Origin of the sequence: Janthinobacterium sp. HH104 (assembly GCF_001758715.1) — a bacterium.
Lineage (GTDB): Bacteria > Pseudomonadota > Gammaproteobacteria > Burkholderiales > Burkholderiaceae_D > Janthinobacterium > Janthinobacterium aestuarii.
Map to the genome: position 1 here is coordinate 67,494 of NZ_LRIB01000058.1, position 22,790 is coordinate 90,283.

Sequence of the window (22,790 nt, forward strand, 5' to 3'; positions counted from 1 at the left end):
TCAGTCCTTGATCAGGGTAAATTGCATCACATCCGTGTTGTGCGCCTGGAAAGCGGCCTCGCAATACGCGAGGTAAAACTCCCAGGTCAGCAGGAAACGGCCATCGAAACCCTGCTTTTCCAGCGCCGTGCGCTGGGCCAGGAAGCTGGCGCGCCACTGGCGCAAGGTTTCCGCGTAATCGAGGCCGAAACTGAAGGCGTCTTCCACGCGCAAGCCCTGCGCCTCGGCGGCGCGGCGAAACTCGGCCGGCGACGGCAGCATGCCGCCCGGGAAAATGTACTGTTGAATAAAATCCGTGCTCTTGCTGTAGCGCTCGAACAGTTCATCGGCGATGACGATGGTCTGGATGCAGGCGCGTCCGCCCTGCTTCAGGTTGCGCGCCACGCATTCGAAATAGCCGGGCCAGTAGCTTTGCCCCACGGCTTCGAACATCTCGATCGAGGCGATGGCGTCGTACTGGCCAGCGCTGTCGCGGTAATCGCACAGTTGCAAATCAGCCTGCTGCGCCAGCCCCGCGTCCTGCAGGCGCTGGCGCGCATAGGCAAGTTGCTCCGTAGATAGAGTCAAACCCGTCACGTGGGCGCCGTAGCTGCGCGCCGCCGTTTCCGCAAAGCCGCCCCAGCCGCAGCCGATTTCCAGCACCCTGGCGCCCGGCTGCAGTTGCAGCTGGTCGGCGATGCGCCGGTATTTCGCACCTTGCGCCTGCTCCAGGCTGGCGCCTTCGCTGAACAGCGCGCTCGAATACGTCATCGACGGATCCAGCCACAACTGATAAAAGGCGTTGCCGATGTCGTAATGGGCGTGGATATTCTTCTTGCTGCCGGCGCGCGAATTGCGGTTGAGTAAATGCCGCAGCTTGTAGACGAGGTTGCCCCACCAGTTGCCGTAGATCAGCGATTCAATCTGCGCGCGGTTGCGTATCATCAGTTCAATCAAGCCGGGCAGATTATCCGTGCGCCAGTCGCCGGCAATAAACGTTTCCGCAAAGCCGATGTCGCCCGAACGCAACACGGCCGAGCACAAACGCCAGTTGTGCAAGTCCAGGGTGACGGGATGGCTGCCGTCGCCGTACAGCAAGATGCTGCCGTCGGGCGTGCGCAGCCGCAAAGCACCGTATTGCAGTTTTTCCAGCAAGCGCAAGATCACGCGCCCGGAGGCGGGCACGTCCAGGTGCGTGTGATCGGACGTGTGGTCGGGACGGACGCAGGCGCGCGCCTGCAGGCCGGTCGGCAGGGAATCGGAGCTCATCGGGACACCTTTTCTTGTGGTGGAAGGGGTTTGCTGAAAAACGGCACGCGGCGCAGCCACAGGCGCAAGGCTTGCCAATGGATGCGCGCCATCACGCCTAACGTCATCAACGGATAGCGCAGCAGGGCCCAGGCGATGGCGCCATCGCGCAGCGGCTGCGCCGTGCCGGACAAGCTCGTCTGCAGCAGCGGACCGTCGAGGTCGTCGTAATCGACCCGGGCCAGGTGGCGCTCGCTGCCCTGCTCGCCGTTGCGCAAAAAATGGAAACGATAATTTCCCTCCACCTTGCAAAACGGCGATACGTGGAAAATTTTATTGGCGCGCAACTCGCTGCCATACGCGATGGCGCCGCCCTGCTCAAGCAGGTACAGGTGGCGCTCTCCGAAGGTATTGCGCACGTCGCAGACCACGGCGCGCAGCGCGCCGTCCGGGCGGTGGCAAAACCAGAAGCTGACGGGGTTGAAGACATAGCCGAACATGCGCGGCATGGTTTGCAGCCAGATTTCACCGCCCGCATCTGTCACGCCATGCTCACGCAGCAAACCGTCGATCCAGTCCAGCAGCGGCGTCGCGCCATCGCCGTGGTCGCTGTCGCGGAAGGACAGCACATTGGCGCCGTTGCGCGACATCAGCCGCGCAGGAAAATCGCGCGCCCCCATGCTGCGCAAGGGCAGGCGCAGATAAAACATGCCGTAAGCAAAAGCATGCGCGCGTGGGCGCAGCCGCGCATGGCGCACCTGTCCCAGGCACAGCTGGGGCTGCGGCGCCACGGGCGGCGATGGATCACGCGGCATGGCCGAGCTCCGCCGCCGCCATGCCATTGAGTATTTGCGCCACGGCCAGGCCCGACTTCAAGCCATCCTCGTGGAAACCATAGCCCGTCCAGGCGCCCGCGAACCACGTATGCTGCGCGCCCTGGAAACCGGCCAGGCGCGCCTGGGCGGCAATAGCCGCGCCATCGAACACGGGGTGGGCATACGAAAATTCGTCGATGATGCTCGCCGGAGCGGGCTCGTCGAGCGGGTTAAGCGACACGATAACGGGCGTGGTAAAGGGCAAGGGTTGCAGCTGGTTCAGCAAATAATGCACGCACACTTGCGGCGCATCGCCTTGCGCGGCCGGCCTGCCCTGGTAATTCCAGGCCGACCATGCCTTGCGGCGCTGCGGCAGGCAGGACGCATCCGTATGCAGCACAGCTCGATTCGGCTGGTAACGCACGGCTTCGAGCACGGAGCGCTCATCGTCGCGGATATCTCCCAGCAGGGCCAGCGACTGGTCGCTGTGGCAAGCGAGCACGACATGATCGACATGCTCGACGCCGGCGGCCGTATGCAGCTCGACCATGCGCGCGCCACCGTGCGGCTGGCGGCGCACGGCCAGCACGGGGCAAGCGAGGCGCTGCTGCGGGATGCCGGCCAGCAGTTTTTCCACGTACACGCGCGATCCGCCCCGCACCGTGCGCCATTGCGGACGGTCACTCACTTGCAGCAAGCCATGGTTGTGGCAGAAACGGATGAACGTGGCCAAGGGAAAAGCCAGCATCTGGCGCGCCGGGCACGACCAGATGCAGGCGGCCATCGGCAGCAGATACCAGTGGCGGAACTCGTCGCCATAGTTGTGCAGGTCAAGGTATTCGCCCAGCGACATGGCCGGCGCCGGCACGCTGGCCGTGGCCAGGGCGCTGGCCTGGCGGTTGAAGCGCACAATGTCGCGCAGCATGCGCAAAAAGGCGGGGCGCAGCAGATTGCTGCGCTGGGTAAACACGGTATCGAGATTGGCGCCCGCCCATTCCAGCACGCGCGCATCGGATGCCGTGCCCAGCGGCATTTTGACGGAAAACGACATATCGCTGTCGGCCGCCTCGACACCGAGTTCGTCAAACAGCTGCACCAGGTTCGGGTAGGTGGCGTGGTTAAACACGAGAAAACCCGTGTCGACGCCATGCGTGACGCCATCGAGCGTGACGTCCACCGTATGGCTGTGGCCGCCAAAATAGTCGCCCGCCTCGTACAAGGTGACGTCCTGGCCCGCTTGCGCCAGGCGATAGGCACACGACAATCCTGCGATTCCTGCTCCGACGACGGCAATTTTCATGAGTGCACCTGTGTTAAGTTTGTCCTGGACAAATAAGCCTCATGGATAATCGATGAAATATTGATTTATGTCAATGAGCGCTCTCAGCCGTTCAGAAACTTATACGTCGGCAATTTTCAATCGGATTCAGCTATTTGGTCCGGGGCGGCGGAAGGCGTAAAATGCACTCCACGTTCTTTTGGCATGCGAGCAAGCCCCCTGGTATGGATACTGACCTGCAACCTACTTCCGCCTTCAGCATCAGCGATGTCGAGCGCGATACCGGGCTGGCCAAGGAAACCTTGCGTGTGTGGGAGCGCCGCTACGCCTTTCCCCAGCCCCAGCGCGACGCCTTTGGCGAACGCAGCTATCCGGCCGAGCAAGTGCAGAAGTTGCGCATGGTTAAGCGCCTGCTGGACCTCGGATTTCGTCCGGGAAAAATCATGCAACACAGCACCGTGCAACTGCAGCAGCTGGCCAGCGCCGGCAGTGCGGCGCCGTCAACGCCCGCACCCCAGCTCGAACACTACCTGTCGCTGTGCCGTGGCCACCAGATGGCGGAACTGGGCGACGCCCTGCGCCAGGCGCTGGCCGTGCTGGGCTTGAAAGCGTTCACCATCGACGTCATCGCCCCCCTCACGGGCATGGTGGGCGAAGCGTGGGCTTGCGGCGACCTGGCCGTATATGAAGAGCATCTGTATAGCGAAACCTTGCAAACGGTGATGCGCCACGCCATCTTTTCCTTGCCGCAAGCAAGCAGCCCGTCCACGCGCACGCCGCGCATCGTCCTCAGCACCTTGCCGCAGGAGCGCCATGGCCTGGGGCTGCTGATGGCCGAGGCGCTGTGCGCGGCGGCCGGCGCCCATTGCATGTCGCTGGGCGTGGAAACGCCGCTGACGGACATCGTCGCGGCCGCCCGCGCGCAGCGGGCCGACATCGTCGCGCTGTCGTTTTCCAGCGCCAGCAAGCAACGGCAGACGCGCGACAGCCTGCAGCAGCTGCATGCAAACTTGCCGCCAGAGATGGAATTGTGGGCCGGCGGACGTAGTCCCGTGCTGTACAAGCAGCCGCCACCGTTTTTGCATGTGCTGGACTTGCGGCAAGTCGACGAAAGCATCGCCGACTGGCGCCGCCGCCATCAGGCGCTCGCCCTGCAAACCCACTGAACCGGCTGGAAAGCGCGGCAACTGCGGCGATCTCCGTGGATAGCCGCGCAATGTTGCCAATCGAACAGTAAAGCATGAAGGGCCGGGCGCGCTCTGGTAGAATAGCCGGATCAACAGTGTCCGGCGCCGCCGGGCCTTAGGTCAGCACCCGCCACCACACATCCATGTTTAGTTTCTTCAAGAAAAAACCCATCGCTCCCGAGGCTGCGCCAGCCGAGCCCCTCGTCCTTCCCGCCGCCACGCCGCCTGCCGCGCCAGCAGCAGCCCCGTCCGCTGCACCGCTGAGCGGCGCGCCGGCCGAGCTCGTGCCCGTGATCGTGGCCGCCGAATCCGAGAAAAAATCGTGGATGACGCGCCTGAAGGCCGGCCTGTCGAAAACCTCGAACACCTTGTCCGTGCTGTTCGTCGGCGCAAAGATCGACGACGCCCTGTACGAAGAGCTGGAAGCGGCGCTGCTGATGTCCGACGCGGGCATCGACGCCACGGAATTCCTGCTGACGGAATTGAAGAAAAAGGTCAAGGAAGACAAGCTGCTCGACGCCGCCGCCGTCAAGGCCGCGCTGAAAGTGCTGCTGATCGAGCTGCTCTCGCCACTGGAAAAGCGCTTCGAGCTGGGCCGTCACAAGCCGCTCGTGATGATGATTTCCGGCGTGAATGGCGCCGGCAAGACCACCACCATCGGCAAGCTGGCCAAGCACATGCAGTCGAACAACCAGTCCGTGCTGCTGGCTGCGGGCGACACCTTCCGCGCCGCCGCGCGCGAACAGCTGATGGTCTGGGGCGAGCGCAATAACGTCACCGTGATTTCGCAGGAATCGGGCGACCCGGCCGCCGTGGCCTACGACTCCGTGCAATCGGCGAAGGCGCGCGGCATCGACGTGGTGATGGTCGACACGGCAGGCCGCTTGCCGACGCAGTTGCACCTGATGGAAGAATTGAAGAAAATCAAGCGCGTGATCGGCAAGGGCATGGATGGCGCGCCGCATGAAACCCTGCTCGTCATCGACGGCAACACAGGCCAGAACGCCCTCACGCAAGTGAAGGCGTTCGACGATGCCCTGCAGTTAAGCGGCCTGGTGATCACCAAGCTGGACGGCACCGCCAAGGGCGGCGTGCTGGCGGCGATTGCCCGCGTGCGTCCCGTGCCCGTGTATTTCATCGGCATCGGTGAGAAAATTGAAGACTTGCAGCCTTTCGTGGCTGCCGAATTTGTCGAAGCGCTGCTCGGATAAGCCTACCTACATGATTGAATTTCAGCACGTCTCCAAGCAATACTCCCCCGATGCCGTGGCGCTCAGCGACATTTCGCTCAGTATTGCCAAGGGCGAGCTGGTGTTCCTGGCCGGCCCGTCCGGCGCCGGCAAATCCACCCTGCTGAAAATGATCGCCGCCATGGAACGCCCCACTTCGGGCAAGCTGATCGTCAATGGCCAGGACATGGCAAAGATCAAGCCGGCCGGCGTGCCCTTCCTGCGTCGCAACATGGGCCTGATCTTCCAGCAGCAAAAGTTATTGAACGACCGCTCCATCCTGGCCAACGTCATGCTGCCGCTGCTCGTCGTGGGCGCCCACAAGGCGGCCGCCGAGCAGCGCGCGCGCGCCGCACTCGACAAGGTGGGCTTGCTGGACCGCGCCATGGCGCGGCCGCTGTCGCTGTCGGGCGGCGAGCAGCAGCGCGTGTCGATCGCGCGCGCCATCGTCAACCGGCCGCAGATCATCCTGGCCGACGAACCGACGGCCAACCTGGACCGCGCCAGCGCCAACAAGGTGCTCGACGCCCTGAAAGCCTTCCACTCGGTGGGCGTGACCTGCCTCATTTCCAGCCATGACGAACAGATGCTCGACGCCGCCGCCCGCGTGATCCACCTGAAAAACGGCCAGCTGGTCGCCATCGACAAGGCCACGCAAGCGCCCGTCTTCGCCCCGCCCGATCCCGATTTTGCACCGTCCCCCGGCCTGGACGACACGCAGGGAGAACAGCCATGAGAGGCTGGTTCCGTCAACACCGCTTCGCGCTGGGCTCGGCGCTGATTCATTTACGCAAGTCGCCAGGCGGCTTTCTGTTGAACGTCGTCGTCGTCGCCATTGCCCTGTCGCTGCCGTTCGCCGGCTTGACCATGCTCGACAATGTGCGCCCGATGTCGGAACAGATGTCGGTCGATCCGGAAATCAGCGTCTTCCTGAAGATCGACACGCCGCGCGAACAAGCCGTGGCCCTGGCCAGTTCCATGCGCAAGATCGTGGGCGAGCAAAAGGCAAAGATCGTCTTCATCCCGCGCGAACAGGCGCTCGATACCCTGAAAAACAAGAATGGCCTGGCCGATGTACTGAGCACCTTGGGCGACAATCCCTTGCCCGACAGCTATGTGCTGAAACTCGACGCCTTCAGCAGCGCCAGCGAAGCGCAGGACGTCGATGCGGTGGCGGAACAGCTGCGCCACTTGCCCGGCGTGGAATCGGCGCAAGTCGATTCTGCCTGGGTCAAGCGCCTGGCGGCCCTGCTGGGCGTGCTGCGCCTGGTGCTGCTGCTGCTGGCCATCACCCTGGGCGTGGCCGTGATCGCCGTGGTCTTCAATACCATCCGCCTGCAAGTGATGCAGCAGCGCGATGAAATCAGCATCTCGAAACTGATCGGCGCGACGGACACCTTCATCCATCGCCCCTTCTATTACACGGGTGCTCTGCTGGGCCTGTGCGCCGGCGCGCTGGCCCTGGGCGCCGTGGCGCTGGCCTTGCAACCGCTGAATACCGCGATTGCCGAGTTTGCGCGCCTGTATGCGTCCGAATTCCAACTGGTGCCGCTGGCGCCGCTGCCGATGGCGGGCTTGCTGGCCGTCAGCGCCGGCCTGGGCCTGATCGGCGCCTTCCTCTGCGTGCAGCGCCACCTGGCGCGCCTGAACTGACCATCCCTTCCATGGCGGCGCCTTCGGTGCCGCCATGCGCGTCACCCTCCCCCGTCTGCTGTTATCTTGATATTAAGCAAGTATTCTTAAGGCTCGCTTCAGCCAGAGGCCGTAGACTAGCTACGTGGTCAAATCGCTGTTCAGAGATATATATCAAGCATTAATCCGCCATAGTATTTAGGCTATCAGGACGATTAAATGTGCTGATTGGCACTCTCAGGCAGAGAGTGCTAATATAGGGACATACCAAAGGCAGTAGCGCCATGGACGCCAGATGAAGATGGTGCCGCGCTCTGCAAAGTGCAAGACCGGATACGCAAAAACGAACAGACAACAGGACCACGTCGCGTGACGTGGCCAACTAGAACAAAGCAAGACTACGAGGGAGAAAACATGACTATGATGTCCGCAACGTCCGCATTGGTTCCGACCAAAAGTAATGCGCTGGGCCTCGGTTTCACTGGCAATCTGGGCAATATCGACGCCTATATTTCGGCCGTGAACCGCCTGCCCATGTTGACCCACGACGAAGAAATTTCGCTGGCGAAACGCCTGCGCGAAAAAAATGACCTGGCCGCCGCGCAAGAGCTGGTGCTGTCGCACCTGCGCCTGGTGGTCTCGATTGCCCGCGGCTATCTGGGCTATGGCTTGCCGCATGCCGACCTGATTCAGGAAGGCAATATCGGCTTGATGAAAGCCGTGAAACGTTTCGATCCGGACCAGGGCGTGCGTCTGGTGTCGTACGCCATGCACTGGGTGAAGGCCGAGATGCATGAGTACATCCTGAAAAACTGGCGCCTGGTCAAGGTAGCGACGACGAAGGCACAGCGCAAGCTGTTCTTCAACCTGCGCAGCCACAAGACGGGCCTAGACGCGATGACGCCGAAGCAGATCGATGCGCTGGCCAAGCTGCTCGACGTAAAGCGCGAAGAAGTGATCGAGATGGAAACGCGTTTGAGCGGCCGCGACATTGCACTGGAATCGCCAACCGACGATGAAGACGACAAGTTTTCGCCGATCGCCTACCTGTCGTCGGAGCAAAGCGAGCCGACCAAGGTGCTGGAAGCGGAACAAGTGACGCGTTTGCAATCGGAAGGCCTGGAAACGGCCTTGAGCAAGCTGGACGCCCGTTCGCGCCGCATCATCGAAGCGCGCTGGCTGGCCAACGACGACGGCTCGGGCGCTACCCTGCACGCGCTGGCAGAAGAGTTCGGCGTATCGGCCGAACGCATCCGCCAGATCGAAGTGGCGGCGCTGAAAAAAATGAAGGGCGCCTTGGCCGCCTGGGTGTAATCGCAAGCAATGCCGCAATGCAAAAGGCGCCGCAAGGCGCCTTTTAGTTTTACAAGTTGATGTTTATCAACAGATAAACATGGCAGCCCATTAAGCTGCGGTCAAGCCCTTGACGAGGACTTCGGCGACCAATTCATTCAGATCCGCACCGCGCTCCTTGGCCAGGGTCTGCAATTGCAAGACCAGATCGCTGTTCAGCTTGACGGCGAATGGCACCAGACCCAGGGCCTGGTCGCGCTTGCGCTGCTCGCGGCGGTCGACGACCACCGCTTCCTTACCGAATGCACCGGCGCCGGGAACATTCATCTTTCCCATCAGTTTCTTGGCATCGCTTTTGGCCAGGTCGGTTTTTTTCATGGTTGTTTCCTGATTTTCAAAACAGCCATTTTACGCAGTAATCGGCGCGCCGCGTGGCCGGCGCGTGAATTCATCGGCAGCACGTCAATAGTGCGCCAGAAAAATATCATTTTGTTACTATCATTTTATCCCACGCGTGCACAGGCACGCCCGGGACGCTCTACCTGAAAGGAAAAACATGCATTCTCTGACCCGCTCTTGCCGCACCATGCTGCTTCCCCTGTTCTTCGCCTGCCTGGCCGTACTGGCCGGCTGCGGCGCGGCCGGCAGCGCCGGCGACGCGGAAAACACGCCGCGCAGCGTCACCCACGTGCTGTCGCCGGGCGAACAGGTCGCCATCACGGCCACCGATACCCTGAAACTCGAGCGCGTCAACGACAGCCGCTGCCGCAAGGGCGCCGTGTGCGTATGGAAAGGCTACGTCAGCTACAGTTTCAGTTTGCTCAACAGTGCGGGCGCCACGGACATCGTCCTGTCCGATTCCATGCCCGGCGCTTCCAGTTCCGTCACCGTCAACCACCTGACGTTTACCTTGCTCGACGTCGATCCGGCCACGCCGCCAGCCCTGAACGCAGAACAGCCCACCTACCGGGTCAAGGTCAAGATCACGCAGGGCGCCCTGCCCCGCTAAGCGCTAGGCATCGTGGCGCTGGCGGCTGTCGGTCGGCGCCTGTTGCCGGTCCAGCATGCCGTAATCGCGCACGACGGCGGCGATGCGCAGCCGGTAATCGTCAAATACGCCCTGCCTGCCAGCCGATTGCGCCGCCCGGTGCGCTTCCAGCTGCCGCCACTGCGCCAGCGCCGCCTCGTCGCGAAAGAACGACAGCGACAGCAATTTGCCCGGCTCGCTCAAGCTGCTGAAGCGCTCGATGGAAATGAAACCATCGACTTCATCAAGCAGGGGACGCAGCGCCGCGGCCAGATCCAGATACTGCTGGCGCCCTTCTGCACTGGGCCACACTTCAAAAATCACGGCGATCATGCGCTCGCTCCTTGCGTAAACACAGGGATGCGGGCGTTCAGCGACGCTTGATAACACCACGCCAGCGGCAAGTCTTCCAGCCTGTCGGCCCACGCTTGCAAACAAGCTGCGGCGATGGCGTGCGCGATGGACTGGCCCGGACAGACGTGGCGGCCATGGCCAAAGCCCGACTCCGCATGGCCGGCGCTGGCCAGCACGACGACGATCATCTGCCCCGCAGGCACGCGCACGCCATCGCATTCCACAACGTCCACCGTGTAGCGGCGCGTGTTATGGATCGAGGGATCATGCCGGCTGACTTCGCGCAGCATGGCCGGCCAGCGCTCAGGCGACGCGCGCAGTTGCGCCAGCAACTCCGGCTGCGCGTGCAAGGCAACGATGGCATTGCCCAGCAAGCCGGCCGTGGCGTCGCACGTCTGCGACAGCAAGCCCACGAGGTTGGCCAGCAGGCCGCTCCCCATGGCATCGGTCTCTGTCGCGATACTGGCCAGCAGGCTGCCCGGCCTCGCGTTGCCCTCGCGCAGCAAGTGGCCCAAACCTTGCAGCAGGGAATCGGCAGCCTCCTGCGCGCCAGCCAGTTGTTCACCATTGCTCAGCGGCGACAGGCAAGCAACAAAATCGCGCGTCCATTCGGCCAGCGCCGGCCATTGCGCTGGCGCAAAGCCCAGCAAGTGGGCCATGACGAACAGCGGCAGTTGAAAAATCGCCTCGTTCAGCTGGGCGGCGCTGGCGGGAACGCGGTCACCAGCGAGATGTGCGACCTGCCGCTGCAGCCGCGCCAGGTCCACCTGGGCCAAGGCGCGCGCCAGCACCTGTTTCGGCACGGCATGCCGCTCGCCATCGTTCATGCGCACCAGTTCGGCAAAAATCGCACCGCACGGCGTGCCTGCCAGATTCTGCGGCACGCCCAAGCCCGGCGGGCGCACGCGGCAAGCGGGATGCTCGAGCACGGCCTGCACGCCGGCCGCGCCCGTCGCCAGCCAGCAATCGAGTGCCGCATCGAAACGCAGCGGCGGGCCGTCCGCCAGGCGGCGATAGTAGTCATACGGCGCCATGTGGGTGACGGCTGAAAAAGGGTCGGCGGGGTCGGCGAGATGCATGCGCATTCCATTGCAGTGAGGTGGGGACACGAGTATGCTGGTCCTTCCACCACAACACTTCGCCAGCAAACGAATCATGGATGACAAACTTCCGTCGGCCGACATGGGCCTGGCGCAACTGGCCGGCGCCATCGCCGAACCGGCCCGCGCGCGCATGCTGTGCAGCCTGCTTGATGGCCATGCGCGCACGGCCACGGAATTGGCCACGCTGGCCGAAGTGGGCGCCTCGACGGCCAGCGCCCATCTGGCGCGCTTGCGCGACGATGGCTTGCTGTCAATGGTGGCGCAGGGCAAGCACCGCTACTACCGCCTGGCCAGCGCGGAAGTGGGCCAAGCCCTCGAAGCGCTGCTGGTGGTGGCCGGCGTGCCGGCAACGCCATTTACCCCCTCCACCCCGGACCGCCTGCGCCATGCGCGCACCTGTTACGACCACATGGCCGGCACCGTCGCCGTCGCCCTGCACGACCAGTTGCACGCGCAGGGCTGGCTACTCGACGACGGCGGAGAATATCGTCTGTCGGAAGCGGGCGCGGCCGGCATGGCGGCCCTGGGCATCGACGTGCCGCAATTGCAGCGCCAGCGCCGCCGCTTCGCCTGTGCCTGCCTGGACTGGAGCGAACGGCGCGCCCACCTGGGCGGCGCGCTGGGAGCCGCCCTGCTGCAACTGGCCCTGCGCCAACGCTGGGCCGAGCGCGAACTCGACAGCCGCGCCCTGCGCATCACGCCGGCCGGCGAGCGGAGCCTGCTGGCCGCCTTCGGCGCTTGCTGAGGGACACACGATGATCGCGTTCCAGGACCTGGCCAAACAGTACGGCAGCTTCGAAGCCGTCAAGCCGCTGACCTTGCAAGTGGGCAAAGGAGAAGTCTTCGGCTTCCTGGGCCCGAACGGGGCGGGAAAGACCACCACCATCCGCATGCTGATGGGCATCCTCGTGCCCAGCAGCGGGCGCGTACTGGTCGATGGTCTCGATTGCCACCGCGACGGCGCCGCCGTCAAGCGCAAGGTGGGCTATTTGCCCGACAATCCCATCTTTTACGACTATTTGCGGGGCCGTGAAATCCTGCAATTCGTCGCCGAAATGCATGGTTTTTCGCGCACGGAAGCGGCCGCCCGCGCCGCACGCCTGCTCACGGAATTCGGGCTCGATGAAGCGAGCGAGGATTTCGCCGTCAATTACTCGCTGGGCATGAAGAAAAAACTGGGCCTGGCGTGCGCGCTGATCCACGACCCGGCCGTGCTGATCCTCGACGAACCGATCAACGGCCTCGACCCGCGTGCCTCGCGCGACGTGCAGGAACGCTTGCTGCGCATCGCCGCGGCCGGCACCACCATCTTCGTTTCCACGCATCTGCTCGATATGGCGCAAAAGCTGTGCAGCAGGGTTGCCATCATCCACCGGGGCGCCCTGGCGGCCACGGGCAGCCTCGACGATATCCGCCAGCAGCTGTCCAGCGACGGCAGCCTGGAAGACATCTTTTTACAGCTCACCGACGAAACGGCTGCCGCGTGATGCCCGCGCCACCAGGCGCCTGGCGCGCCGTCTGGCTGCTGACCCGCTTGCGCCTGCAGCGCCTGCTCAACGTCAGCGGCAGGGGCTTTTCCTTCAAGAAAAACAATAAAAGCCGCCCCGCCACGCCGGGCAAGCGTGGCGGGCGCTGGCTGCTGGGCGCGCTGCTCTTGCTGCCCATGCTGCTGTCCTTCGGCAGCATCGCCCACCATAGCGTACTGAACATGCATTGCCTGCTGGACCAGGTCGCCGCCTGCCAGGCGCGCGGCAGCCTGCACACGGGCAGCCACCTGCTCGATCCCGTCATCGCGCAATTGATGGCCACGCCCTTTAGCGCGGCGCTGATCGGCGGGCTGACCCTGCAGTTGGCGCTGCTGTGGCTGGTCAGTGTCCTGCTGCCGCTGGGCATGGGAGAACTGTCGAAGCCGGACTGGGATCTGGAATGGCTGGTCACCCTGCCCGTCGAGAAAAGCACCTTGCTGTGGGCGCGCGTGCTCGAACGCACGCTCGTCAATCCGGCGGGCTTGCTGGCCCTGTGGCCCAGCACGACAGTGATCGCCTGGTATTCGGGCCAGGGCTGGATGTCCCCTTTGTCCGGCCTGCTTGCCAGCCTGGTCCTGCTGGCCCTGGCCGCCATGCTGCGCACCCTCATCGACACGGGCTTGCGCATGTCGCTCACGCCATCCCGGCTGGGCAACCTGCAGGCGGTGATTTCTCTGGCGGGCCTGTTGCCCATGTATATGGGCATGTCGTTTGGCATGGGTACGGGCGGCTTCGCGTATGCGTGGGCGGCCGCCATGCCCGCCTGGAGCAGCTGGACGCCGCCGGGCCTGTTGCTGCGCGTGCTCAATGCCGATGGCATGGCCGCCTTGCTGCCCGCCGCTCTGCTGCTGGTGCAAATGCTGCTGCTGATGTGGCTGGGCATGGCCATCCTGCGCCGCCAGTTGCGCCACGGCGTGGTGGGCCAGGGACAGCGCGAAGGCGCGCGCAAGCCGGCGGCGGCGCCATTGCCTACACGCCGGTGGCGCCTGCGCATCGGCACGGCGATCCAGCGGCGCGAACTGACGTTGCTGCTGCGCGACCGCAATTTTCTCGTGCAGACCCTGCTGATGCCCTTGCTGATCTTCGGCGGCCAGGCCCTGTTTACAGGCCAGGCGCGCGACCTGCACGCGCTGTTGGACAATCCCGTCCTGCTGGCCTCGACGGGCTTCTTCCTCGGCACCTATGTGCTGCTGATGTCGGCCTTCCAGACCCTGAACAAGGAAGGCGGCGCGCTGTGGCTGCTGTACACGTTTCCCGTTTCCGTCGAACAGGCACTGCGGCAAAAGGCCCAGCTGTGGGCCGCGCTAGCCCTGCTGTATCCATTGATACTGTTCGGCGCGGCGCTGGCCTGGCAAGACGCCTGGCGCTGGGAAATGGCGGGTTTGATGCTGCTGGCGCTGGCCGGCATCCCCCTGTATTCGCTGATCGCCGTGGCGCTGGGCGTGTTTGCCAGCGATCCTCTGGCGACCGAGGCGACGTCAAAAATACGGCCGGCCTGCACGTATCTGTACCTGCTGCTGACCGGCCTGTACATCACCGCGCTGGCGGCCGGCAGCCTGGCGCAGCAGCTGGCCTTCGTCGTGCTGACGGCGGCACTGGCTGTGGCCCTGTGGCAAAAGGCACGCGACGCTCTGCCCTACCTGCTCGATCCCGCCGCCTCACCGCCAGCCAGCGTGTCCGCGTCGGATGGCCTGATCGCCGCCATGCTGTTCTTCACCTTGCAAACCCTGGCCTTGCTCCTGCTCAAAGGCAAGGTGGCCGAGCCGATGGCGCAAGTGGCCATCGCCTTCGGCGGCGCTGGCGCGCTCACGTATGCGCTGGTGCGCCTGGTCTACTGGCGCAGCAGGACGGCCGGCGTGCCGCGCATGGCAACAGGCCGCCAGCCATGGCGCTGGGGAAGCGCAGGTGCCCTGGTCGCGACGCTGTTCGGCCTCGGCTACGTGGCCCTGTTGCCGCCACCATCATCACCATTGATGCATATCAATGGCAACGGGCTGTGGCTGCTGGCCCTGGGCGTGCTGGCCGCGCCCCTGTGCGAGGAATTCATCTTCCGCGGCTTGCTGCAGGGCGGCCTGCGCCGCTCGCTGCCGGCCTGGCAGGCGGTCACTGTCGCCGCCGCGCTGTTTGCCATCGTGCATCCACCGGCCGCCATGCTGCCCGCCTTCGCGCTGGGCCTGTGCACGGGCATCGCATACGAGCGCAGCGGCGCGCTGCTGGCGCCCATGCTGGTGCATGCCGGCTACAACGCCGCCCTCCTCGCGTACCAGTTGCAAGGATAGATACAGGCACAGACAAGTTTGCTAGAATCGCACACGATTTCCGTCCGTATCCCAACCAATGACTACGCACAGATCACGCATGAATCCACGCCTGTTTGCACCATGTATCCTCGTTGCGCTGCTGAGCGGCTGCACGGTACTCGCCCTGCGCCCCAACAGCGGCGTCGAAAACCGCACGTTCACCGTGCAGGAAACCCCGCGCCTGCGCATCGACGCGCCCAAGGCGCGCATCCAGAATCCCATGCCCAACGACCACTTCATCGGCATCGCCCTGTCCGGCGGGGGCAGCCGCGCAGCCAATTTCTCGGCCGCCTCCTTGGAGCAGCTGGAACAGTTCGGCCTCGTCAGCGGCGCCTCGGCCATCTCCGGCGTCTCGGGCGGCGCCATCGCGGGCGGCTACTATGCGCTGCATGGCAAGCAAACGGATTGGCCCTTGCTGCGCAGCAAGCTGAAAACGGATTTCTTCGGCCAGACCATTTTGAAACCGGCCAACCTGACGACGATGTTGTTGACGAACAAGACGCGTACCTCGTTCCTGTCCGACGTGTTTGACGATGTGCTGTACGACAAGAAAACCTACGAGGACTTGCCGCACGACGGCCCCATCTTCCTGGCCAACGCGACGGACGCCACCGATGGCGGCAAGCGCGTGGTGTTTTCCTACGAGTATTTTTACGGCACCCTGCATTCGCCGATCCAGGATATCCGCCTGGCCACGGCCGTGGCCACCTCGGCCGCCTTTCCCGGCGTGTTCGATTCCGTCACCTTCGAGCGTTTCCGCCCGAAAAACACCTTCGTGCCGGAGCTCGGTTCCGAGTCGCGCGAATCGCCGTCGTACGTGCACCTGTTCGATGGCGGCGCGGCCGACAACCTGGGCGTGGAAACCTTGTGGGACGTGGCCCTGACGCAGCTGTACGGCAACGACATGGCCGTCGTGCCGCCGCGCCTGAACAGCAAGCCCTTCATCCTCATTTCCATCGATGCCAACGCGCCCAATTCCAGTGCCGTCTTCGAAAAGATGTCGGACGAGCGCCAGCCGCTGGACCGCATCTTCAACAAGAATATCTACGATGCCGTCGATGCCCTGTTTTCGCGCCAGCGCAAGGAAAACCTCGTCAAGATGGGCTTTGGGCAAGCCCGCTTCGATACCATCACGCATGAAAATTTTGGCGACCTGAGCCAGAAATTCGTCAAGGGCAAACGTACCTCGGCCTTTGCCATCCCCGTGCTGTGCCGTCCCCATCTGGGCCAGTACCGCTGCGAAGTCGACGCGGCCGATCCACTGCCGGGCCAGATCCGCACGCGGCTCGAAGGCTTTGCCTGGCATATTTCCATCGACCAGATCGCCTCGCTGGCGCTGCGCCTGGCCAGCGGCGATGCGCAAGTCGACAGTGCCCGCAAGGAAGAACGCGCCGCCCTCGTCAAGCTGCAACGCCTGGCCACGCAGACGAAAACCCATCTGAAGCTGACAGGCCCGGAAAATTGCAGCCCGGAAGTGCTGCAATCGGCGCTGTACAGCGCGGCGCGTGTGCTGATCCTCGACGACGAGGAATCGCGCTTCGCCCTGTGCGACTACATGCTGGCGGGCCAGCTGATCAATGACGACACCGTCTGCAAGCAGCGCTATGTGCATGCCGTGCCCCGCTTTGCCATCGAAAGCGAAGATTTGCAGTACCGCAACTTGAGTTCGGACGGCAATTCCGTGAACGTACCGATACGCTGCAAGAAGTGAGCGGGCACGAAAAAGCCCGCACGATCGCTCGTGCGGGCTTTAGCGCAAGGATACCAAGCGCCCGGTTGATTTAGATCAACCGACTACGCCTGCGCATGTAGCTGCGGCTTAACGCACCTTCCAGTTCCTGCTCCGATTTATGCTGGTTCACCGTGTACAGGGCCCACAGGGCCGCCGGCACCCAGCCGATCACAGTGCACTGCAAGATCAAGGCGGCGGCACCGGCCAGCGGGCGCCCCAGCATGAAAAACGTGAGACACGGAAGTAGCAAGGCTATCAGCAATCGCATCACGACATACTCTCCTTCAAAATAGAGCAGCGGACAAGGGCCGGTATCCGGTCCGTCCCCCGCCCGCTGCGTACTGCTCCTTATAGATGCACGGCAATTTGCGGCATCAGGTCGTCAAACGTGCGACCGTTGCCGTTTTCGCCGATGGCGTGCATCTTCCATTCGCCGTTATGGCGGTACAGCTTGGCCATGATCTGTGCCGTGTGGGTACCTTGCACAGACAGGTTGAAACGCGCGACTTCCTGATTATTGCTGGCATTCAAGATGCGGCAATAGGCGTTTTCCACCTGCGAGAAGTTCTGGCCAGTAAAGCTGTTGACGGTAAAGACCAGGCTTTTCACGTGCGCCGGCACTTTCGACAGATCGACATTGATCTGTTCGTCGTCGCCATCGCCCGCGCCCGTACGGTTGTCGCCCGTGTGGACGATGCTGCCGTCCTTGCTTTTCAGCTGGCGGAACCAGACGATGTCGGACGTGCTCTTGTTTTCATCGAACATGACGCACGACGCGTCCAGGTCGACGGCTTCCGTCTTCGAACCGAAACCGAGGAAACCCTTGGTCTTGGCCGCATCCCAGCCCAGGCCCATGGTGATACGGGTCAGGGTGGTACCAGCTTCTTTGTCCAGAGAAATCTTCTGGCCTTTGCTCAAATTGACAGACATACGCATAGCTCCTGTTTGCTTGGTTACATCAAATATTAGTTACGCCGGCTTGCTTTGGGTCCAGGCGAGGAAGGCCGCGCGGTTGCGCGAGCACACGAGGATTTTTCCCGTGCCTGAAAACTTCAATACCATGCCCTCGCCGCTGGTCTGGCTATTGATCAAATTGCCCAGAAAGCCGCCGCTGCTGCCGGTCGTCATGGAAATTTCGTATTGCAGGCGGTTATCCCAGCACACGACGTGCGAGTTATCGATCACCACGTCCTTGCCAGGTGTCACTTCCAGTATCGACATCGCGCCAAAACCGGACACCGCCAACTGGCCGCTGCCTGCCGTCTCGGTAATGAAAAAACCACCGCTCTGGGCAAACAGCGCGTTGCCAAGGCTCTGCGTGCGCACCTTCAATTCCACGCCAGAACTGGCCGCCACGAAGGCGCCGTCGCTGATCATGTATTGCTGGGCACCCACCTCGAGCACCCGCATCGCGCCAGGCAGAGTCGGCGACAACAGACAGTCGCCGTCGCCCCGCATGGCTTCGATATGCTGCTGAAAGAACGATTCCCCGTTGGCAAATGTGCGCATCAGCGCGGCGCCTATGCCGCCAGTCATCTTGCCTTTCAGCTCAAGATTGGTTTCCATCATCACCATCGCATTGGATTCGCAATAAATCTTCTCACCCTTGGCAAGCGACACATGCAGGAACGGGTCGACGTCCCCGGTAATAGTAAAAACTGGCATCTGACTGTTCCTTCCTCAACTCGGTAATGATGGGGGCGGTCCACACTGCGGACCGCCTTGACTGCTTACAACTTATACGCCGACGCCGAACGAGGCAGCCAAAGGACCTAAACCGCCTTTATAACCCTGGCCGATGGCCTTGAATTTCCAATCACCGCCATTGCGGTAGATTTCGCCGAAGACCATCGCCGTTTCGGCCGAGCCGTCTTCCGACAGGTCGAAGCGGGCGATTTCCGTGTTGCCGTTGGCGTTCACGCAGCGTACGTACGCCTTCGATACCATACCAAAGTTTTGCTTGCGCGCTTCGGCATCGTGAATCGTGACGCAGACGGCGATCTTGTCGATCTCGGCTGGCACCGTGGCCAGGTCGACCATGACGGTTTCATCATCGCCATCGCCGGCGCCCGTGGTGTTGTCGCCCGAGTGGGTGACGGAGCCGTCGCTCGATTTCAGGTTGTTGTAGAAAATCATGTCGGCGTCGGCGCGTACCTTGCCGTCGGCCTTCAACAGGAATACGGAACCGTCGATGTCGAACGCGGCGCCATCGGTGGCGCGGGCATCCCAGCCCAGGCCGATGATCATCTTCGAGATGCCAGGAGCTTCTTTGCTCAGGTTGACGTTGCCGCCTTTTTGCAGACTGATTGCCATGATGTATTTCTCCTATGTGAAATAAAAGTCCAGCGATAATTAACTTGCAAAACACCTGGCGCCCTCCACCGGCCCGACTCCCCAGGCCGGCGGCGGCGCTTGTTGCATCACGCTGGCAAACGGGTGTAGACGTTTGCCGCGTATCTCTTACGCCTTGGCTGCTGCTTCCAGCTCAGGCTGTTTATCTTCCGTGCCTTCCAGCAAGGCCATGCGTCGCTTGTAACGGATCGACGACCACAGCGAGGCAAGAATGAAGGCCACGCCGATCAGACCCGTGAAGATCTCGGGAATGTGGAACTTCATGCTGACCAACATGATCACGGCCAGGATACCGATCGCATAGTGCGCGCCGTGCTCCAGATAAACGAACTCGTCGAGCGTACCCTTGCGCACTAGGAACACCGTCATCGAACGCACGAACATCGCGCCGATAGCCAGGCCCAGCATGATGATCACGACATCCTTGGTGATGGCAAACGCGCCGATCACGCCGTCAAAGCTGAACGAAGCGTCGAGCACTTCCAGATACAGGAAGCCGCCAATACCGCCGCGCTTGACGATGTCGCCCATGTTGCCGTCGCCGTTATCGCCTTCCAGCAAGCCACTGATCACATCGACGCCCACATAGGTCAGGATACCCCACAGACCGGCCGTCAGGACCACCAGTTTCTGGCCTTCTTCGATCATCGACAGGCTGGCCATCAGGGTGCCCAGCGCGATCATCACGGAAATCGACGATACCTTGCCCAGCGCGCCCAGTTTTTCTTCAATACGGCCCAGCCAGTGCGTTTCTTTTTCGTCGTCCAGCAGGAAGTTCAGGAACACCAGCAGCAGGAAGATGCCGCCGAAAGCCGCCACTTCCGCATGGTGATTCGTCAGGTGCATCGAGTACTGTTCAGGATTGCTCAGTGCCAGATTCCAGACTTCCATCAAGCCCAGGTCCGCCGCTTGCGCCACGATGACCAGCGGGAACAGCAAACGCATGCCGAAGACGGCGATGATGATGCCAACGCCCAGAAACAGGCCCTGCCAGAACTTGTCCCAGTTCTTCAGCACCGAAGCGTTGACCACCGCGTTGTCGAACGACAGCGAGACTTCCATCACGCCCAGGATCACCGCGATACCGAGCGCCGCCAGCATCGTCTGCACGCCACCGTGCGTGTAACCCCACCAGGCGGAAATGCCCAGGCAGATAAATGTCACTAGAAATGACACTCTGAAATGTTTCATCGATAGTTCCCCTTTATCCAAATTCAATGGAACGTAGTATAGGGACGTGTGACACATTTAAAAATAGAAGATAATGGAAGTATTACTTCGCAAAAACAGAAGATAGAGGATGCAGCGATGAAAACCACGGGCTTCAATTACCGCCATTTGTATTTCTTTTGGGTGGTCGCCAAGGAAGGCGGCGTGACGCGCGCAGCTGAACGGCTGGGGCTGGCCGTGCAAACCATCAGCACGCAGCTGGCCCTGCTGGAAAAGGAGCTGGGCAAATCCCTGCTGCAGCCGCAGGGACGGCGCTTGGTGCCGACGGAAGCGGGCCGCCTGGCGCTCGGCTATGCGGACCAGATTTTTTTGCTGGGCGAGCAGATGCAGGACGCGCTGGCCGATGCGGACGCGGAAAAGATGCGCCTGACGGTGGGCATTTCCGATTCGCTGCCGAAACTGATGGCGTATCGCATGCTCGACGCCACGCGCAGCCTGGACCAGCCCATCAAACTCGTGTGCCTGGAAGATGAATTCGAATCCCTGCTGGCCGACTTGGCCCTGCACAAGCTGGATCTGGTGCTGACAGACCGTGCCGTACCGGCCGGCGCCAGCCTGCGCGTGTCCAGCCATCTGTGGGGCGAGAGCGCCATGAAGCTGTTCGGCATCCCCGCGCTGGCGGAACAGTACCGCGACAATTTCCCGCACAGCCTGCACGGCGCGCCGTTCCTGCTGCCGGCGCGCAATAACGCCTTGCGCGGGCGCATCGACGAATGGATGGTGCAGCAAGGCGTGCGTCCCGACGTGGTCGGCGAATTCGAGGACAACGCCATGCTCAACGCATTCGGCCGCAAGGGCCTGGGCCTGTTCTTCGCGTCCGCCAGCCTGGCGGCCGATATCGAAGAGCAATTCGGCGCCGTGCTGGTCGGCGACGCCTCATCCCTGCGCGAACAGTTTTACGTCATCTCGAACGAGCGCAAGATCATGCACCCGGCGCTCGACGTGATCCTGGCGGCCATCCAAGGGACGACAAAGATTCACAAGGAAACCTGATAAATCCATTCGAAAATAACGTTTGAATAATCAATCAAAAGCGATTGTAATAAAGCCTGAGACAAACACGCGCCTGTCCCTCGCCGGAAGGGTGCGATCACCATAAAAAACAGGAGCGGCACCATGTCCACGGCAGGCAAGACGATCGATATTCCCGATCTCATCAATAACAACAAGATCGGCTCCTTCCAGATCGGCATGCTGATCCTGTGCGGGCTGTGCGTCATCATGGATGGCTTCGACGTGCAGGCGATGGGCTATGTGGCCCCGGCCATCATTGCCGACTGGCATGTGAGCAAGGCCAACTTGGGCCCCGTGTTTGGCGCGGGCCTGCTGGGCATGCTGGTCGGCTCGCTCGTCTTCAGCATCACGGCCGACAAATTCGGCCGCCGTCCCGTGCTGATCGGCTCGACCATCTTCTTTTCGCTCTGCATGCTGGTCACGCCGCTGGCAACGACCATCGAGCAATTGCAGCTGATCCGTTTCATCACGGGACTGGGCCTGGGCGCCGTGATGCCGAACGCCATGGCCCTGGCTGGCGAATACAGCCCCCTGCGCAAGAAAGTCACGCTGATGATGCTGGTCTCGTGCGGCTTTACCCTGGGCGCCGTGCTCGGTGGCTTGCTGTCCGCCGCGCTGATTCCCGCCTTCGGCTGGCAATCCGTGTTTTACGTGGGCGGCGTGGTGCCGCTGGTCATCGGCGTGCTGATGTTCTTCCTGCTGCCGGAATCGATGCAATTCCTCGTGCTCAAGAAACGCAAGCTGGACAAGGTCGCCAAGTGGCTCAAACGCATCGACCCGACGGTGACCATCACGGCCGACACGCAATACGTCGTACATGAGAAGGAACACAAGGGCGCGCCCGTGCTGCAATTGTTTACGGGCGGCCGCGCCAAGATGACGATACTGCTGTGGGTCATCAACTTCATGAACTTGCTGAACTTGTATTTCCTGTCGAACTGGCTGCCGACCATCGCCAAGGAAGCGGGCCTATCGACGGCCAACGCCGTGCTGGCCGGCACGGCACTGCAAGTGGGCGGCACCATCGGCACCCTCGTCATGGGCCAGCTGATCGACCGCTCGAGCTTCCGCCGCATCCTGCTGCCGTGCTTCCTGGTCGCCGCCGTGGCCATTACCCTGATCGGCCGTCCGGACGTGTCGCTGGCCTTCCTGTTCATCACGATTTTCATCGCCGGCTTTTGCGTGGTGGGCGGCCAGCCTGCCGTCAATGCCCTGGCGGCCAGCTACTATCCGACCACCCTGCGCTCGACGGGCATCGGCTGGAGCCTGGGCATCGGGCGCATCGGTTCCATCATCGGCCCCGTGCTCGGTGGCGAGCTGATCCGCCTGAACTGGCCCAACAGCACGATTTTCCTCGTCGTCGCCATCCCGGCCATCGTCTCTGCCGTCATGGTCTTTGCCATGCGCGGCGGGCCGCAAACGGCTCCCGCCAAGGTAGCGGCCTGAGGCCGGCGCATCGGCCAGTTGAACCGTACGCCGTCATAAAGTTG

The 22,790-nt window shown here is 62.5% G+C and carries 23 protein-coding genes; 12 read left to right on the top strand and 11 right to left on the bottom strand.

Annotation, left to right across the window (positions count from 1 at the left end; all coding sequences use genetic code 11):
• The 3 genes from JAB6_RS26415 to JAB6_RS26425 are packed head-to-tail and all read right to left on the bottom strand — an operon-like array spanning position 1 to position 3,342.
• Positions 1–1,248 (bottom strand): cyclopropane-fatty-acyl-phospholipid synthase family protein, encoded by a 1,248-nt coding sequence (locus JAB6_RS26415; protein WP_254671810.1) that lies wholly within the window; start codon positions 1,246–1,248, stop codon positions 1–3.
• The gene (locus JAB6_RS26420; RefSeq protein WP_070305683.1) at positions 1,245–2,042 is read right to left on the bottom strand and encodes a DUF1365 domain-containing protein; all 798 of its coding nucleotides are present in this window, start codon (positions 2,040–2,042) and stop codon (positions 1,245–1,247) included. The genes JAB6_RS26415 and JAB6_RS26420 overlap by 4 nt, the downstream gene beginning before the upstream one ends.
• Positions 2,032–3,342 (bottom strand): NAD(P)/FAD-dependent oxidoreductase, encoded by a 1,311-nt coding sequence (locus JAB6_RS26425; RefSeq protein ID WP_070305684.1) that lies wholly within the window; start codon positions 3,340–3,342, stop codon positions 2,032–2,034. The genes JAB6_RS26420 and JAB6_RS26425 overlap by 11 nt, the downstream gene beginning before the upstream one ends.
• A gap of 203 nt (positions 3,343–3,545) precedes the next feature.
• Here JAB6_RS26425 and JAB6_RS26430 point away from each other — a divergent pair, with 203 nt between their 5' ends.
• The 5 genes from JAB6_RS26430 to rpoH all read left to right on the top strand — a co-directional run bounded on the left by JAB6_RS26430 (position 3,546) and on the right by rpoH (position 8,683).
• A complete protein-coding gene (locus tag JAB6_RS26430; protein ID WP_070305686.1) occupies positions 3,546–4,487 on the top strand; it encodes a MerR family transcriptional regulator in 942 nt (313 codons plus the stop codon).
• A 164-nt stretch (positions 4,488–4,651) separates the two neighbouring features.
• Positions 4,652–5,719, top strand: a complete 1,068-nt coding sequence (ftsY, locus tag JAB6_RS26435; protein ID WP_070305688.1) for a signal recognition particle-docking protein FtsY — start codon at positions 4,652–4,654, stop codon at positions 5,717–5,719.
• 10 nt (positions 5,720–5,729) lie between these two features.
• A complete protein-coding gene (locus tag JAB6_RS26440; RefSeq protein WP_070305690.1) occupies positions 5,730–6,473 on the top strand; it encodes a cell division ATP-binding protein FtsE in 744 nt (247 codons plus the stop codon).
• A complete protein-coding gene (gene ftsX, locus JAB6_RS26445) occupies positions 6,470–7,390 on the top strand; it encodes a permease-like cell division protein FtsX (protein ID WP_070305692.1) in 921 nt (306 codons plus the stop codon). The genes JAB6_RS26440 and ftsX overlap by 4 nt, the downstream gene beginning before the upstream one ends.
• A 393-nt stretch (positions 7,391–7,783) precedes the next feature.
• A complete protein-coding gene (rpoH, locus tag JAB6_RS26450) occupies positions 7,784–8,683 on the top strand; it encodes an RNA polymerase sigma factor RpoH (RefSeq protein WP_175444620.1) in 900 nt (299 codons plus the stop codon).
• Positions 8,684–8,773: 90 nt separating this feature from the next.
• On the opposite strand, the gene JAB6_RS26455 is transcribed toward rpoH, so the two are convergent.
• Positions 8,774–9,040, bottom strand: a complete 267-nt coding sequence (locus tag JAB6_RS26455) for a hypothetical protein (protein ID WP_070305694.1) — start codon at positions 9,038–9,040, stop codon at positions 8,774–8,776.
• Between the two features lie 178 nt (positions 9,041–9,218).
• Between JAB6_RS26455 and JAB6_RS26460 the strand changes: the two genes are divergently transcribed.
• Positions 9,219–9,671, top strand: a complete 453-nt coding sequence (locus tag JAB6_RS26460) for a hypothetical protein (RefSeq protein ID WP_070305695.1) — start codon at positions 9,219–9,221, stop codon at positions 9,669–9,671.
• 3 nt (positions 9,672–9,674) lie between these two features.
• Here the strand turns inward: JAB6_RS26460 and JAB6_RS26465 are convergent, their stop codons facing one another.
• Positions 9,675–10,022: an antibiotic biosynthesis monooxygenase gene (locus JAB6_RS26465; protein ID WP_046683373.1), complete on the bottom strand. Its 348-nt coding sequence runs from the start codon at positions 10,020–10,022 to the stop codon at positions 9,675–9,677.
• On the bottom strand, positions 10,019–11,122 hold the full coding sequence (locus JAB6_RS26470; protein ID WP_070305831.1) for a cytochrome P450: 1,104 nt from the start codon (positions 11,120–11,122) through the stop codon (positions 10,019–10,021). The genes JAB6_RS26465 and JAB6_RS26470 overlap by 4 nt, the downstream gene beginning before the upstream one ends.
• A gap of 76 nt (positions 11,123–11,198) precedes the next feature.
• Between JAB6_RS26470 and JAB6_RS26475 the strand changes: the two genes are divergently transcribed.
• The 4 genes from JAB6_RS26475 to JAB6_RS26490 all read left to right on the top strand — a co-directional run bounded on the left by JAB6_RS26475 (position 11,199) and on the right by JAB6_RS26490 (position 16,683).
• Positions 11,199–11,891, top strand: a complete 693-nt coding sequence (locus JAB6_RS26475; RefSeq protein ID WP_070305697.1) for a helix-turn-helix transcriptional regulator — start codon at positions 11,199–11,201, stop codon at positions 11,889–11,891.
• 10 nt (positions 11,892–11,901) lie between these two features.
• A complete protein-coding gene (locus tag JAB6_RS26480) occupies positions 11,902–12,633 on the top strand; it encodes an ABC transporter ATP-binding protein (RefSeq protein WP_070305698.1) in 732 nt (243 codons plus the stop codon).
• Positions 12,633–14,951: a CPBP family intramembrane glutamic endopeptidase gene (locus tag JAB6_RS26485; protein WP_070305701.1), complete on the top strand. Its 2,319-nt coding sequence runs from the start codon at positions 12,633–12,635 to the stop codon at positions 14,949–14,951. Before JAB6_RS26480 ends, JAB6_RS26485 begins: the two co-directional genes overlap by 1 nt.
• Positions 14,952–15,030: 79 nt before the next feature.
• Entirely contained in the window at positions 15,031–16,683 is a 1,653-nt protein-coding gene (locus JAB6_RS26490) for a patatin-like phospholipase family protein (protein WP_070305703.1), read from the top strand.
• Positions 16,684–16,753: 70 nt separating this feature from the next.
• On the opposite strand, the gene JAB6_RS26495 is transcribed toward JAB6_RS26490, so the two are convergent.
• The 5 genes from JAB6_RS26495 to JAB6_RS26515 all read right to left on the bottom strand — a co-directional run bounded on the left by JAB6_RS26495 (position 16,754) and on the right by JAB6_RS26515 (position 20,247).
• The gene (locus JAB6_RS26495; protein ID WP_034748958.1) at positions 16,754–16,972 is read right to left on the bottom strand and encodes a hypothetical protein; all 219 of its coding nucleotides are present in this window, start codon (positions 16,970–16,972) and stop codon (positions 16,754–16,756) included.
• A gap of 80 nt (positions 16,973–17,052) precedes the next feature.
• The gene (locus JAB6_RS26500; RefSeq protein ID WP_034748960.1) at positions 17,053–17,634 is read right to left on the bottom strand and encodes a TerD family protein; all 582 of its coding nucleotides are present in this window, start codon (positions 17,632–17,634) and stop codon (positions 17,053–17,055) included.
• A gap of 39 nt (positions 17,635–17,673) precedes the next feature.
• A complete protein-coding gene (locus JAB6_RS26505) occupies positions 17,674–18,369 on the bottom strand; it encodes a TIGR00266 family protein (RefSeq protein ID WP_070305705.1) in 696 nt (231 codons plus the stop codon).
• Between the two features lie 72 nt (positions 18,370–18,441).
• Positions 18,442–19,017 carry a TerD family protein gene (locus tag JAB6_RS26510; RefSeq protein WP_070305707.1) on the bottom strand — a complete coding sequence of 192 codons (576 nt, stop codon included), beginning with the start codon at positions 19,015–19,017 and terminating at the stop codon, positions 18,442–18,444.
• A gap of 147 nt (positions 19,018–19,164) precedes the next feature.
• A complete protein-coding gene (locus JAB6_RS26515; protein ID WP_034748969.1) occupies positions 19,165–20,247 on the bottom strand; it encodes a DUF475 domain-containing protein in 1,083 nt (360 codons plus the stop codon).
• Positions 20,248–20,364: 117 nt separating this feature from the next.
• Between JAB6_RS26515 and nhaR the strand changes: the two genes are divergently transcribed.
• Together nhaR and JAB6_RS26525 are read left to right on the top strand one after the other, a co-directional pair.
• Positions 20,365–21,279 (top strand): transcriptional activator NhaR, encoded by a 915-nt coding sequence (gene nhaR, locus JAB6_RS26520; RefSeq protein WP_070305709.1) that lies wholly within the window; start codon positions 20,365–20,367, stop codon positions 21,277–21,279.
• Between the two features lie 123 nt (positions 21,280–21,402).
• Positions 21,403–22,746, top strand: a complete 1,344-nt coding sequence (locus JAB6_RS26525; RefSeq protein ID WP_070305711.1) for an MFS transporter — start codon at positions 21,403–21,405, stop codon at positions 22,744–22,746.
• The last annotated feature ends 44 nt before the right edge of the window (positions 22,747–22,790 follow it).